Consider the following 14,059-nt stretch of genomic DNA (forward strand, 5'->3'; position numbering starts at 1 on the left):
ATTTGCAAAGCAATTTCTGCGTCCCCATCGTCTAGAGGCCTAGGACACCGCCCTTTCACGGCGGTAACAGGGGTTCGAATCCCCTTGGGGACGCCACTTACTATTTATAGTAGGGTAGTGTTATTAAGAAAACTCGCCTGAAACGAGTTAAACCATTCAGTTGTCCTAGTGACACAGAAAAAGTTTTTGAGAAGATAACGCCATTCGCCTCGCAGGCTCGGTCTCATCTTACTTAGAAATAGCAAATCAGTGATTTGCAAAGCAATTTCTGCGTCCCCATCGTCTAGAGGCCTAGGACACCGCCCTTTCACGGCGGTAACAGGGGTTCGAATCCCCTTGGGGACGCCACTTACTATTTATAGTAGGGTAGTGTTATTAAAAACTCGTCTGAAACGAGTTAAACCATTCAGTTGTCCTAGTGACACAGAAAACGTTTTTGAGAAGATAATGCCATTCGCCTCGCAGGCTCGGTCTCATCTTACTTAGAAATAGCAAATCAGTGATTTGCAAAGCAATTTCTGCGTCCCCATCGTCTAGAGGCCTAGGACACCGCCCTTTCACGGCGGTAACAGGGGTTCGAATCCCCTTGGGGACGCCACTTACTATTTTAGTAGTGTATAAATCTATTACAAAGCTATAACTTCCTCAGCGCTATCCAGCGCATTAATTTCTACTGTTTATCCGTTAAAATTTTAGTTTTACACTTTTAATTTTCTTCAATATCTAAAAACCTATCTATCTATTTAATTAATAATCACCTACGTATAATTTCTTTGGTTTTCAAGACCGATCCGCAATAATAATTATTCATTTACAGTGATAAATTTTTTGCTAGCTGCGTTAAAATACATACTTATAACTTCATGTGTAGATAAAATGGATAGCACAACTAAATTACAAATTACTCTTAAACATATCTATTCATCCTTTAAATAGCTTACTTAATAAAGCCAGTACAAAATATTCAGTATTTATAAAGCGCTGTGCTGCTAGCCTTTTAGTTTAATTTCTCATTATTAGGAGTTAATTATGGCAAGTGGTTGGGCGCGTGATGGCGCAATTCAAGATCAAATCGATGCAAGTGTTAACGACGCAGTGCAATATGCAAGGCAAAATTTAATCTCAGGCGCGAGTGCTGAATTCTGTGATGAGTGTGATTGTGAAATACCACAGGCACGCAGGTTAGCGCTGCCAGGTGTTAGGCACTGTGTGGCGTGTCAAAGTGAGCTTGAGGCTAAAGGCAAAGGCGTTGCTGGCGTAAACCGCCGAGCAAGTAAAGATAGTCAACTAAGGTAAAGGTGCGACTAGGCACCTTTTTGATAAATTTTATTGCCTAGTGAGCTTTGTTCTTCTTTTTCTGAATAAGCTCAATTGAATAGCCATCAGGGTCTTTCACAAAAGCAATTTCTGTTGTGCCGCCTTTTACTGGCCCCGGTTCTCGACTGACGTTTCCACCAGCGGCCTTTATGTCGTCACATGCCTTGTATATATCGTCAAATTCAATAGCTATATGGCCATATGCATTACCAAGATCGTAGCTATTTTCATCCCAATTATAAGTAAGCTCTAACACAGTATTACTATCCTCTTCACCATACCCTACAAAAGCTAATGTATAACGATACTCTTCGTTGTCAGAACGGCGTAATTCTTTCATTCCTAAAATCTGTGTATAAAAAGAAAGTGACTTTTCTAAGTCGGCTACACGCAACATTGTGTGTAATAAACGCATTTAGGTTACCTCTGTGAGTTTAAATTTAAATAGGTGTGGAGCATAGCGTCTTTATGGAGTATCCATAACCGCATTGCAAAGGCCAGAGCCTGCCATATACCTAGGGGCTTATTTTACCTCAACTGTGAACAATAAGTTTATATTAACCAGCTATTTGCGCACTCATTGCGTCAAATTTACTTGCAATAAGCCTAGCTATTGCCGCGCAAGTGGCTTTGCCTTCACTGAAAACCTCAGCTTGTGAAATAAATTAAAATATCAGTACGATTTAATACGTAAGTAAAATTCTTAACCTGAGTTCGGGCAATTTAAGCTAAATGTGGGCAAGGCTCGGCATTTACAACCACGCATTGGCATAATATTAGCACACTAAATTAGTGGTATTACCAACAATGGGTTAGTGCACAATGTAATTATAGCCACGCTATTTTTACGAGTTTATAAAGTTGTTGCACTTATTGGTCAACCTATTTTTTATTAAGCTCTAACCAAAGAAGGGAAAAGTGCGTTGAATTAATTTGATTTCCATACTGCATATAACTAATTGTTTATCATTGTAATTTTGTTAATTTGAAATGAATTGTAAATTACCTTGGTTTACAAAGTTAACTTATTGGTTGACAAGATTGGTGTATGGTAATACAGTTTTTACATACCAATTGGTAAGTTGCTTGGTTTTAGCTTCTCCAAGGTATTAATAAATAATCAAAGCAATGCTAAGCATAACGGAATAAATACGTAACCGGTCAACAATATACAGCGTGTAATCACTCTGTTTTTATTCGCTCAAATGGTAATAACGCGGCGGGTTACCTATTCAAACGAACATGCTCAGGGTTACTTTAGCAAATTGAATTAAACGACACAGCGTACCTATTTATGGGGTAAATCATTACTCGTACTCATAAAAGCACGCGCCATCATATTTAGGAGTTATTCATGTCTAAACCAGTAATCGGTTTTATCGGCCTTGGCTTAATGGGCGGCAATATGGCCGAAAACTTACAGAACAAAGGCTATGAGCTTATTGTTATGGATTTAAACAAAGATGCGGTTGCTGCATGCGTTAGCAGAGGCGCAAAAACAGCAAGCACTGCAAAAGAGCTTGCACAAGGTGCAGACATAATTATGTTTTGTTTAACAACATCAGCAGTTGTTGAAAAAATTGTGTACGCAGAAGATGGCATTTTAGCGGGTATTAAAGAAGGCGCGGTATTAATTGATTTTGGTACATCAATTCCTTCGTCTACTAAAAAAATTGGTGCTGATCTAGCCGCTAAAGGTGCAGGCATGATTGACGCACCACTAGGGCGTACTCCAGCCCATGCTAAAGACGGCCTATTAAATATTATGGCAGCGGGCGATATTGACACCTTCAATAAAGTTAAACCTGTACTTGAAGATCAAGGCGAAAACGTATTTCACCTAGGTGAGCTAGGCGCAGGGCATACAACTAAGTTAATCAATAACTTTATGGGTATGACCACAGTATGTGCTATGTCACAAGCGTTTGCTGTAGCAGACAAAGCCGGTGTAGACCGCCAGCAACTATTTGACATTATGTCGACAGGGCCTTCTAGCTCTCCATTTATGCAATTTTGTAAAAACTACGCGGTAGACAATGTAAGCGACCTTGGTTTTTCAATTGCCAATGCAAACAAAGATTTAGGTTACTTCCTACAAATGGTTTCAGACCTTGGGACTGAATCAAAAATTGCTGAAGGGTCATCTGCTAACTTACAAGCGGCATTTGATGCTGGTATGGGGCAAGGCAACGTACCAGAAATTTTTGATTACTTTAAAACTCTAGAAAAGTAATACCGACAACATTGGGTGCTTTAACGTAGTTAAAGCACCAAAACACACACAACATCAATTGGCTAGATTTAACCTGCTTTGTGCAATGAGTGCAGCATTACTATTGATAAGGCATTACTTCCGGTCACACTGAAAAAGAGTTATCTATGCGTTTAATTAATATAATAAAGCTTAGCCTAGTTCTTATTGGGTGCACATCCACACAATTGGCAGCCAAAGATTATTTTGTAGACACTAAACAAGCTTTTCAAGAAATCTCTGACAAACTCGTTGCCGGCGATAAAATAACTCTCAAAGACGGTACGTGGTCTAATTTCGAAATTTTATTACAAGGCCAAGGAACCAAAAACGCCCCTATAAAGCTTACAGCGCAAACCAAGGGTAACGTTATTTTATCAGGGCAATCTAATTTAAGACTGGCGGGTTCGTATTTAGAAGTGTCAGGACTTGTATTTAAAAATGGTTATACGCCTAGCTCAGCCGTTATTGAATTTCGTAAAAATAAAGATGAGCTTGCTACTCACTCCCGCGTAACACAAGTCGTTATCGATAACTACAATAACCCCGATAAACGAGAATCAGACTATTGGGTGGCTCTATATGGTAAACATAATCGTTTTGATCACAGCCACTTAGTAGGTAAACGTAACAAAGGCGTTACGGTTGCTGTAAGGCTTAATAGTGAGCAAAGCCAACAAAACCACCATCAAATTGATCATAACTTCTTTGGCTATCGTCCTACTTTTGGATCTAACGGCGGTGAAACACTGCGCATTGGTACTAGCCACTATTCATTAAGTGATTCATTTACCGTAGTTGAAAACAACTACTTTGAACGTACTAACGGCGAAGTAGAAATAATCTCGGTTAAATCAGGGAAAAACCAAATCCGCAATAATGTGTTTTTTGAATCTCGCGGCACACTAACGCTGCGCCATGGTAATGGCAATATTATACAAGAGAACGTTTTTTTTGGTAACGGTGTAGATCACACAGGTGGCATTCGCATCATTAATAAAAACCAAACAGTAAAAAATAACTACTTAGAAGGTTTAACAGGCTACCGCTTTGGGAGTGGTTTTACGGTTATGAATGGCGTACCTAACTCACCAATAAATCGCTACCATCAGGTAGAAAACGCGACAATTGAAAACAATACCTACGTAAATGTGCGTCATATACAACTTGGCGCAGGTAGCGATAGCGAGCGTAGCGCTGCGCCAATTAATAGCGTAATGAAAAATAACCTTATTATTAATCAAAATGGCGAGCAGCCTTTTACAACCTTTGATGATGTAAGCGGTATTAAATTTAGTGAAAATGTAGCTAATACCCAGGTATTAAAAGAGTTAAATTACGGTGTTAAACAGCAAAATGTAACACTAACCAGAGCTAGTAACGGTTTACTGTATCCTGAATCAAGCAAAATTAGTGCAGGTGCTAAACGCGGTTTAAAGGTGCTAAAAAAGGCCGATACCGGCGTTAGTTGGTATCCAAAAACAGAGCAAGTTGTAGCATTTGATACGGGTAAAACTCACCAGGTTAAAGCAACTGCAGATGCCTTACTTAACGCAATCAATGCAGCCCAAACGGGTGATGTATTAGAGCTTGCAGATGGTCAATACGATGTTTCTAAACTCGTTAAAATAACAAAAGTGCTTACCCTTAAGGCTAAACATACTGGCAAAGCTAAGCTGACCTACCAACGCTCCACCTTATTCGAAATTCATGATGGCGGTAGCTTAAAGCTAGATGGCTTAGTTATCTCGGGTGAAAACGCACCTGATGCCATTAATAATAGTGTGGTACGTACTAAAAAGTGGGGCATGGTTGATAACTACCGCTTTGAAATACACAACTCACAATTAACTAATCTTGATATTAATCACTCATTTCACTTTTTTGTAACGGGTAAAGGGGCGATGGCAGATGAAATCACGTTAGTAAATAACACCTTTAAAAATGTAACTGGCGATATTTTACGTCTCGATACCGAAATAGAAGACTTAGGTATTTATAACGCAGAGTATGTAACACTTAAAAACAATACCTTTAATGAGGTAGCCGGTGGCGTCGTTAAGTTATACCGAGGTGGAAGTGATGAAAGCACCTTTGGTCCGCATTTATTAATGACCAATAACACCCTAACTAAAGTAGGTTTAGGTAAGCGTAACAAGGCGCAAGCGAGTGTGTATGCGCACGGTGTACAAGTCACAAATATTGTAAGCAACGTATTTGAAAAATCGGCACCGATTAAAATTGAGCACACGGTTGGTGAGCCAATAACAGCCATTACAGATAACACCTTTGATGCAACTCAAGCGCCAAGCGTAAAAGAGTTACGTGTAGCGGGCCCGCACACGGCAACGATTAAAAATAACAACGTTTTAAATAAGGTGAACTAACAATGATGAATTTAACCCAAAATAAGTCATTATTTAAAACGCTGGGTGTTACTGTAAGTGCCTTAGTTTTATCGATAAACGCCTACGCAGCGCATCCAAATTTGGTAATAACCAATGATGATGTACAGCAAATGCGCCAAGCAATTAGCAACAACGAACAGGGTAAGTTTGCCAACGCATTTGCAGCGCTTAAGGCACAAGTGGATGAGCAAATTAAAAGCCCTATAACAGTGCCTGTACCAAAAGACGGTGGGGGAGGCTATACCCACGAACGACACAAAAAAAATTATCAGCTTATGTATAACGCCGGTGTTATTTATCAGCTAAGCCAAGAGGATAAATACGCTCATTACGTACGTGATATGTTGCTTGAGTATGCCAAATTATACCCAACACTTGATGTACACCCTAAGCGCAAAGTTAAGTCGCAAAACCCAGGTAAACTATTTTGGCAAAGCCTTAATGAGGCCATGTGGCTGGTTTATACCATTCAAGCATACGATTTAGTGCATGATGCGTTAAGCGCCGCTAATATTAAAACCATTGAAAATGACTTACTGCGCCCAGTATCGTTATTTTTATCACAAGGCCAGCCATCAACCTTTAACAAAGTACATAACCATGGTACGTGGGCTACAGCCGGTGTAGGCATGGCAGGGTATGTATTAGATGAATCTGAGTGGGTCGAAAAGTCTCTTTACGATTTAGATAAATCGGGCGAGGGTGGCTTTATTAAGCAGCTAGACATGCTGTTTTCGCCACAGGGCTATTACAACGAAGGTCCTTATTATCAACGCTTTGCACTACTTCCGTTTGTTACCTTTGCTAAAGCAATTGAAAACAACGAACCGCAGCGAGACATTTTTGAATATCGCGATGGCATATTACTTAAAGCCATTGATACCACTATTCAGCTAAGCTATAACGGTTTGTTTTTCCCGATAAACGATGCAATTAAAAGTAAAGGTATAGACACAATAGAGCTGGTACACGGTGTAACAGCCGCTTATGGTTTAACACACGATACTGGTTACTTAGATATAGCTAAAAAGCAAAATCAAATAATACTCTCTGGCGATGGCCTAAAAGTGGCTCAAGCGCTGGATAAAAATAAGCAAACCCCTTATGTATTTAAATCGGTAGCGTTTGGCGATGGTAACGATGGCGAGCAAGGGGCGTTGGTAGTAATGCGTACGCAAACTGGTGGCGACCAAGCACTTTTATTTAAACCTGCCGCACAGGGTTTAGGGCATGGTCATTTTGATAAATTAACTTGGCAGTTTTACGATCATGGCAATGAAATTGTGTCTGATTATGGCGCTGCACGTTTTTTAAATGTTGAGGCTAAATACGGCGGCCGTTACCTACCAGAAAACGAAACTTACGCAAAACATACCGTGGCACACAATACGGTTGTGATTGATGAAACCTCGCATTTTAATGCAAATGTTAAAGTGGGTAATAACAATCATCCTACGCTTAATTTCTTTGAAACAAACCAATACGGAACGGTGTCAAGTGGGCAAATAAGCACCGCTTACAAAGGTGTTGAGCTTGAACGCACCTTAGCATTAATTAATTTACCTATGCTTGAAAGCACGCTTGCAGTTGATATTTTTAATGTGACTGCAGATTCCTCCCATAAAATTGATTTACCACTGCATTACAAAGGCCAATTAATTGATACCAGCTTTGAGTTACTTGGTAACACCAAAAGCTTAGCTGCGCTGGGTGATAAAAATGGTTATCAACATTTATGGTTAAAAGCACAGGCGCAACCAGATGAAGGCCTAGCAAAGGTAACGTGGTTAAACGACAACGGCCGTTTTTATACACAAACTAGCCTAGTAAAAGGGGATGAGTCTTTCTTATTTACGCAAATAGGGGCAAACGATCCACACTTTAATCTTCGTAACGAAAATGGCTACATTCGCCGTGTAGAAGGTAAAAAACAGCATAAATTTATTTCAGTACTTGAGCCTCACGGTGAATACAACCCAAGTAAAGAATATACCCTAGAGGCTGTTAGCCGTGTATCGTCACTTAAGTATGACGCGCAAGAGCACTTAGACCTAATTGAAGTTAAAGTAAAAAATAATACCTATTTGGTTGCTATCAACAAAGCCGATAAAGCAGCTAAACACACATTCACATATCAAAATAAAGCATTCACCTTAAATGGCCGCCTTGGCGTTTATGCGATGAAGAATAATCAGGAGTAAACAGGATGCAAAAGCAAAGTGCACACTTTTCATTTGGTAACGAAACCGAGATTGAAGATTTAGGTAATGGCTTAAAACGCCAAATGCTTGGCTATAACGAAGAGCTAATGGCCGTGAAAATTTGGTTCTCAGAAGGGGCTATTGGTTATAACCATGCGCACAGGCACTCGCAAGTAACGTATGTAGTTGAGGGTGAGTTTCACTTTAACATTGATGGCGTAACTAAAATCTTAAAAGCGGGTGATAGCTGTTTTATTCCTCCTTTTGCTGATCACGGTGCAACGTGCCCAACTGGCGGTATACTGATTGATACCTTTAGCCCAGCTCGCGAAGACTTTCTTGAGGAATAACCTATGAAAATTCAAGGCTTACGCTGGTGGGTTATAGTGCTAATTGCACTTGCTACCATTATTAACTACATAGACCGTCAAGCGCTTAGCGTTTTATGGCCAGACATTGTGGAAGAAATGTTCCCTGATGAATCTGCTTTAGAGCGTAAACAAATTTACGCTAATATTTCTATAGTATTCGTATTTGCTTATGCATTTGGCCAAGCTATTTTTGGCAAAATTTTTGACTGGGTTGGCACGCGTTTAGGTTTTGTGCTTTCAATTGGTGTGTGGTCATTAGCCACTGTTGCCCACGCTTTTGCACAAGGGGTGCTTAGTTTAAGTATTTTCCGTGCAATTTTAGGTGTAGCCGAAGCTGGTAACTGGCCCGGTGCAGCTAAAGGTAATGCTGAGTGGTTTCCAACAAAAGAGCGTGCTTTAGCGCAAGGTATATTTAATTCTGGCGCAGCCATTGGTGGCATTATTGCTATCCCGCTTATTGCTTATTTAACCGTGTATTTTAGCTGGCAAATGGTGTTTGTATTTGTTGGTGCCTTAGGTTTTTTATGGTTGGTTCCTTGGATTATATTGGTAAAAGCGCCTCCAGGCTCTCACCCTTGGATAAGCGAAGAAGAGCGTGAGTACATTCTTACCGGACAAAGACGCGTTGATGATAACGGCGATGTAACAAGCGATGACGAAGAAGAATATAACCCGTCTACAGGCGAGTTACTCTCTCGTAAGCAAAGCTGGGGCGTAATTATAGCCTCTGCAGCTATCGACCCTATTTGGTGGTTATTTGTTTTTTGGATACCAATTTACTTAAACGAAGTGTATGGCATGGATGTTAAAGCGATTGGTATTTATGGCTGGGTTCCGTATGTAGGCGCTATGTTTGGCGCTTGGTTTGGTGGCTTACTTGCCCAAAACCGCCTTAAAGCAGGCTGGAATACCGATAAAACGCGTAAGCTGACCATCACATTAGGGTGTTTAATTATGTTGCCGGCGCTGCTTGCAATGGCAAACCCAGGTGAGCCGGTAATTGCGGTACTTATTATGGCTGTTATTTTATTTGGTTTTCAAACCGCTATTGGTAACGTGCAAACCTTACCAAGCGACTTACTGGGTAAAAAAGCGGTAGGTACGTTGTCGGGCTTCTCTGGCATGGCCGCTAAATTAGGTGCTGTAGGCCTTACGTCATTGGTACCTATTTTAACAGCGGATGGTAATTATACACCGGCGTTTGTGATAGGCGCGTCTTTAGCGATTATTGCAATGGCAGCTGTATGGATTTTAATTCCAAAAATTGAACCATTGAAAAAGCCTAACTAATTTGTTGGCAATGGCTGTGTTTCTCACAGCCATTTACTACCTAAGGTAAGTGATAATAATGAAAAATATTTACTTTATTGGCGAGTGCATGATTGAGTTAAGAGCGACTGTTCCCTCTACATTGCATCAGTCATTTGCAGGTGACGTATACAATTCGGCTGTTTACTTAAAGCGTTGTTTCCCACAAATCACCACCTCAGTTATTACCGCTTTAGGGGAGGATAACTTAAGTAAAAAAATGCGTGAGCGTTTTGCAAGTGAGCAATTAAATACAGATTATGTATTTGCTCATAACAGTAAAGTCCCAGGTATGTATTACATAGAAACGGACGAGCAAGGCGAGCGCAGTTTTATTTACTGGCGGGATGATTCAGCAGCCAAAAAGGTGGTTGAATTTATCAGCCCTGAGCTCGTTAAGCAGCTGTCATCGGGTGATATGTTTTTCTTTTCGGGTATTTCTTTAGCCGTAATAGAAGAGCAAGCAAGAGCGCAGTTTTGGGACATAGTAAAGCAACTTAAAGCCGCGGGTGTAAAAATAGTATTTGACCCAAATTACCGTGCGCGACTTTGGGATAACGTTGAGCAAACTAAAGCGCAATACCATAGTGCATTTAGCCTAGCCGATATTACGTTACCCGGCGTTGAAGACTTAGAAACGCTTTACAACGTGCAAAGTGTAGAAGCGGTAATTGATTATTTGGCTCCGTACAACATTAACGAAATTATAGTAAAAAACGGCCCCGATTCGGTCGTTACAAAAGAGGCTAATACAGTGCAAAGCCACAGTATTACGCCGGTTAAAAACGTTGTTGATACAACCTCCGCAGGCGATGCCTTTAACGGTGTATATTTAGGAGCGCGCTTAGATGGGCGCCCAATTAGCGAAGCGGTTAAGCTGGGCGCGCAGGCTGCCGGCGCTGTTATTCAGCAACCCGGTGCTATTGCACCAAAAGATGTTTTTCAACAAGCCATGGCTAAATCAGGTCTCTAACTGGCTAATTTACTCAATTTATAACACAAAGTAGCACGATTATTTAAAAATAAGGGAAATAACGCATGACTCGCTTTTCTGAACTAATGGCAGGGCAAACTCTGCTACCTATAATTCAAGCAGACACGCCAGAGCAAGGTGTAAACATTGCTAAAGCAATGGCAGAGGCAGGCCTAACTTTGGTAGAAGTTGTTCTTAGAACAGATGCATCAATTGATGCGCTTAAAGCCATTAAAGAACAGGTTCCACAGCTAAAAGTGGGCGCAGGCACCGTTATTAACGAAACAATTTTAAAGCAAGCGCTAGAAGCAGGCTCAGATTTTATAGTCACTCCCGCTGTATCGCCTACACTATTAAGTGAGCTGGTTAAGTGTAACGTGCCAGTATTGCCAGGTGTATCAAATACCGGCGATATATTAATGGCGCTTGAGTATGGTTTTGAAGAGCAAAAACTCTTTCCTGCTTCACTTGCTGGTGGTGCGCCGTTTGTCTCTGCTGTCTCATCTGTATTTCGTGCAGTGAGCTTTTGCCCGACTGGCGGTGTAAGCGAAAAAAATAAAATGGATTACTTGTCGTTAAACAATGTATTTGCAGTAGGCGGTACCTGGGTTGCTAAAAAAGAATGGGTAGCGCAGGGTAATTGGCAAGCCATTACAGACTCTTGTATCGAGGCTTTAAAATAGCAAGGAGCAAAAAATGAATTATTTAGCCCCAACCATTGCACCAGGCGTTGTTGTTGGCGATGAAGTAAGCGAAGTGTATAAACACGCACGAACGCATCAGTATGCATTGCCTGCTGTAAACGTGGTGAGCACATCGTCAATTAATGCCACCTTAGAGGCCGCAAAAAAAATGAAGTCGCCGGTCATTATTCAACTATCTAATGGGGGAGCGCAGTTTTTTTGTGGTAAAGGTTTAGCACTAGAGGGCCAGCAATCTGCCGTTGTTGGGGCAATAAGTGCTGCACAGTATGTGCATAACGTGGCGAAGCACTATGGCGTTGCTGTCATGCTGCACACAGATCACGCAGCAAAAAAACTACTGCCTTGGATTGATGGTTTATTAGATGAAGGCGAAAAGTATTTTGCACAAACAGGCAAGCCGCTTTTTTCATCGCACATGATAGACCTGTCAGAAGAGCCACTGGAAGAAAATATAGAAATTTGTGAGCGTTATTTAGCGCGCATGGCAAAAATAGGCATGACACTTGAAATAGAGCTCGGGTGTACCGGCGGAGAAGAAGACGGGGTTGATAATTCGCACCTCGACAGCTCTGCGCTTTACACTCAACCAGAAGATGTAGCCTACGCCTATGAGCGACTTAGTAAAATAAGCCCTAATTTTATCATTGCTGCTTCTTTTGGTAACGTCCACGGCGTATACAAGCCTGGCAATGTGGTATTAACACCTACCATATTACGCGACTCGCAAGCCTATGTAGTTGACAAATTTAATTTAGAGCATAACGCTATTAATTTTGTATTTCACGGTGGGAGTGGCTCTGAGCACAGTAAAATTGCTGAGTCGCTCACCTACGGGGTGGTAAAAATGAACATTGATACCGACACCCAATGGGCGAGTTGGAACGGGGTATTAAACTACTACCAAGAAAAACAAGGCTACTTGCAAGGCCAAATTGGTAACCCTGATGGCGAAGATAAACCCAATAAAAAATACTATGATCCACGTGTGTGGTTACGTCAGTCGGAGCAGCATATGGTGGCTCGCCTGATCCAATGTTTTGACGACCTAAATTGTGTGAACAGGTATAGCGCATGAAAAGACTGAATAAAGTATTAAAGCAAGATGGGGTTGAAACCGACCTTATTATGTTAATTCGCACGCTATTAGCAACCACAAAAGAAATAGCGTTTAGAGTAAGCCAAGGTGAGCTTGCGGGTGTTTTAGGCTCTACCCTTAACGAAAATATCCAGGGCGAGGTGCAAAAAAAGTTAGATGTCATTGCCAATCAACTGTTAAAAGATACCTTAATTGATGATGATCTTGTAAAAACAGTGGCATCTGAAGAAGAAGATAATGCAGTAGGCGCCCACCCCGATGGTAAATATATTGTGGCATTTGATCCCCTTGATGGGTCATCAAACATTGATGTTAACGGGCAAATAGGCACTATTTTTACCATTTACCCTGCAAAAGCAGATGTGCCCTACGATAGTGATGAGCAATTTAATCAACCCGGTACTAATCAGGTTTGTGCAGGCTACGTGCTGTATGGGCCATCGTCGTTACTAGTAATGAGCACAGGCGGGCCAACCCGCTGTTATACACACGATTTAACCCACGGTGGCTTTTTGCTTACAAAACCAGAGCTTGCAGTGCCGAGTAAAAGCCGTGAGTTCTCGGTTAATATGGCAAATTACCGATATTGGGATGAAGCAACACAAGTTTACTTTGATAAATTACTGTATACATCAGAAGAATTTGCTAAAAGCTCAATTCGCTATAATGCAGCCATGGTTGGTGATGTGCACCGAATTTTATGCCGTGGCGGGGTATTTATGTACCCGCAAGATACGCGCGCGGGTAATGAAAACGGTAAAATACGCTTACTTTACGAAGCTAACCCACTGGCAATGCTCACTGAAAACGCAGGCGGTATAGCCACCTCTAAGGGTATGCGTATTTTAGATATTCAGCCCGATGAGCTGCATCAGCGTGTGCCTGTTATTTTAGGCTCTAGTGAACCTGTGACTTACTTTAATTCTACGGTTTATTAAACCTGACTAAGGCCTCAGTACTAAAGGGCGGTTATTGTGCTCTTACGCCTTTTAAATAAAACGTAAGCCACTGCTGACTAATAGTGAGTTAAACGCAGTGGCTACGTTATTTTATATACACATCAAAAATTCATACCTATAGGCTATTACAGCTAAAGCTTTACGCCTGTGCTTTCCACCCCTCCATTCTTTATGTGCTTATCGCACTACGTAACAATTAAGAGTAATTCTTTCGGTAAAACCAATTGTTCATAAAGGTTGTTTGTTTATCTATTCGTGAAATTAATATTGGTAATAACGCTGCGTTATTAGGTATAGACGTAAGTTAACTTTCAGTTAATAAAATATGATGAATTTTGAACGAATATAGTGGTAAAAGTGTTTTTATTATGCTTATATTACCAAGTTGGTTAACAATGAAGCGTAAAAATAAAATAATTTGGTAATAACACACTGGGTATTTGGTAAATCACACATAACACCTGCTAAATA

Annotated in this window: 11 protein-coding genes and 3 tRNA genes; 13 read left to right on the plus strand and 1 reads right to left on the minus strand. The window is 40.8% G+C overall.

What is annotated here, in order from left to right; all coding sequences use genetic code 11:
- The first annotated feature begins 20 nt into the window (after window positions 1-20).
- The 4 genes from PSH48_RS19760 (at window position 21) to PSH48_RS19775 (ending at window position 1,296) form a co-directional block, all read left to right on the plus strand.
- Window positions 21-96 (plus strand) — tRNA-Glu (locus PSH48_RS19760).
- Window positions 97-272: 176 nt separating this feature from the next.
- Window positions 273-348 (plus strand) — tRNA-Glu (locus tag PSH48_RS19765).
- A gap of 174 nt (window positions 349-522) precedes the next feature.
- Window positions 523-598: transfer RNA gene (locus PSH48_RS19770), tRNA-Glu, on the plus strand.
- 431 nt (window positions 599-1,029) lie between these two features.
- On the plus strand, window positions 1,030-1,296 hold the full coding sequence (locus tag PSH48_RS19775; RefSeq protein WP_024034161.1) for a DksA/TraR family C4-type zinc finger protein: 267 nt from the start codon (window positions 1,030-1,032) through the stop codon (window positions 1,294-1,296).
- 37 nt (window positions 1,297-1,333) lie between these two features.
- Here the strand turns inward: PSH48_RS19775 and gloA are convergent, their stop codons facing one another.
- The gene (gene gloA, locus PSH48_RS19780; RefSeq protein ID WP_004589277.1) at window positions 1,334-1,732 is read right to left on the minus strand and encodes a lactoylglutathione lyase; all 399 of its coding nucleotides are present in this window, start codon (window positions 1,730-1,732) and stop codon (window positions 1,334-1,336) included.
- A 939-nt stretch (window positions 1,733-2,671) separates the two neighbouring features.
- On the opposite strand from gloA, the gene PSH48_RS19785 reads away from it, so the two are divergent.
- The 9 genes from PSH48_RS19785 (at window position 2,672) to PSH48_RS19825 (ending at window position 13,567) form a co-directional block, all read left to right on the plus strand.
- Window positions 2,672-3,550 (plus strand): NAD(P)-dependent oxidoreductase, encoded by an 879-nt coding sequence (locus PSH48_RS19785; RefSeq protein WP_024034160.1) that lies wholly within the window; start codon window positions 2,672-2,674, stop codon window positions 3,548-3,550.
- A 146-nt stretch (window positions 3,551-3,696) separates the two neighbouring features.
- A complete protein-coding gene (locus PSH48_RS19790) occupies window positions 3,697-5,955 on the plus strand; it encodes a chondroitinase-B domain-containing protein (protein ID WP_273612206.1) in 2,259 nt (752 codons plus the stop codon).
- A gap of 2 nt (window positions 5,956-5,957) precedes the next feature.
- On the plus strand, window positions 5,958-8,177 hold the full coding sequence (locus PSH48_RS19795; protein ID WP_443197874.1) for a heparinase II/III domain-containing protein: 2,220 nt from the start codon (window positions 5,958-5,960) through the stop codon (window positions 8,175-8,177).
- Between the two features lie 5 nt (window positions 8,178-8,182).
- Window positions 8,183-8,527, plus strand: a complete 345-nt coding sequence (locus tag PSH48_RS19800) for a cupin domain-containing protein (protein WP_004589273.1) — start codon at window positions 8,183-8,185, stop codon at window positions 8,525-8,527.
- A 3-nt stretch (window positions 8,528-8,530) separates the two neighbouring features.
- The gene (locus tag PSH48_RS19805; RefSeq protein ID WP_024034157.1) at window positions 8,531-9,838 is read left to right on the plus strand and encodes an MFS transporter; all 1,308 of its coding nucleotides are present in this window, start codon (window positions 8,531-8,533) and stop codon (window positions 9,836-9,838) included.
- A 58-nt stretch (window positions 9,839-9,896) separates the two neighbouring features.
- Window positions 9,897-10,829: a sugar kinase gene (locus PSH48_RS19810; protein WP_154945893.1), complete on the plus strand. Its 933-nt coding sequence runs from the start codon at window positions 9,897-9,899 to the stop codon at window positions 10,827-10,829.
- A gap of 65 nt (window positions 10,830-10,894) precedes the next feature.
- Window positions 10,895-11,512, plus strand: a complete 618-nt coding sequence (eda, locus tag PSH48_RS19815; protein WP_055020383.1) for a bifunctional 4-hydroxy-2-oxoglutarate aldolase/2-dehydro-3-deoxy-phosphogluconate aldolase — start codon at window positions 10,895-10,897, stop codon at window positions 11,510-11,512.
- A gap of 13 nt (window positions 11,513-11,525) precedes the next feature.
- The gene (gene fbaA, locus PSH48_RS19820) at window positions 11,526-12,608 is read left to right on the plus strand and encodes a class II fructose-bisphosphate aldolase (RefSeq protein ID WP_273612207.1); all 1,083 of its coding nucleotides are present in this window, start codon (window positions 11,526-11,528) and stop codon (window positions 12,606-12,608) included.
- A complete protein-coding gene (locus PSH48_RS19825) occupies window positions 12,605-13,567 on the plus strand; it encodes a class 1 fructose-bisphosphatase (RefSeq protein ID WP_029772406.1) in 963 nt (320 codons plus the stop codon). Before fbaA ends, PSH48_RS19825 begins: the two co-directional genes overlap by 4 nt.
- Window positions 13,568-14,059 lie beyond the last annotated feature (492 nt).

Source organism: Pseudoalteromonas sp. Angola-4, from assembly GCF_028599265.1.
GTDB lineage: Bacteria > Pseudomonadota > Gammaproteobacteria > Enterobacterales > Alteromonadaceae > Pseudoalteromonas > Pseudoalteromonas atlantica.